Here is a 673-nt window from a genome sequence, read left to right on the forward strand (position 1 = left end):
GTCCTATTTAAAGTTAATTTCCATTATTGTAGTGTATTGCTACGGTTGTCGCAAGTTGCGCCATAACAATCGCATCAACACGATTTACTACATTCGGCATTGTAGGTTTGTCTTTAGTTTCGGTGTTTATGGCGGTAAAATTCAGATTGATCTGTATAGTAGTAAACGTGTTATGCAGGCGTTATGTTCTAGGCGATAGATAATGGTTATCTAAAATATTACCTTTGTTTTTATTAACTTAGTAATTAGTGATATCAATCACAGTAGTTCTTCGCGAGATTACAATAATGATACTTGTATATTTTTGTACAAATGGATTATTGAGGCTTAAATGCAAATTTACAACTCTTCAGGAATACGTGGTTCTGAGTTAAATTCTAATTCAATCACGGTTTGGTTTGATGAAACTGCTCGTTCAGTTAGTTATGACTACGATAGTGCGGGTAAGCAACACATCGACAGAATGAAAATCATTGCAGTATCTGGTGGTGATCTTAATTCTTACATCGATACGCATGTTAAGTTTAGATACGTCCGTGATTAACTGTTAGAACGAACATAACAATCGCATCAACACGATTTATTACACTCGGCGTTCTGGGTTTGTCTTTAGTTTTGTGATTAAGGCGGTTAAATTCAGGTTGGTTTGCATGGTAATAAACGTGTTATGCAA

The 673-nt window shown here is 35.2% G+C and carries 1 protein-coding gene; it reads left to right on the plus strand.

The features are described 5' to 3' along the window. The first annotated feature begins 331 nt into the window (after positions 1-331). Positions 332-544, plus strand: coding sequence for a hypothetical protein (locus tag PVK70_RS18840; RefSeq protein WP_130049512.1), 213 nt, complete (start codon positions 332-334; stop codon positions 542-544). Positions 545-673 lie beyond the last annotated feature (129 nt).

Origin of the sequence: Aliivibrio sp. A6 (assembly GCF_028765505.1) — a bacterium.
Lineage (GTDB): Bacteria > Pseudomonadota > Gammaproteobacteria > Enterobacterales > Vibrionaceae > Aliivibrio > Aliivibrio finisterrensis_A.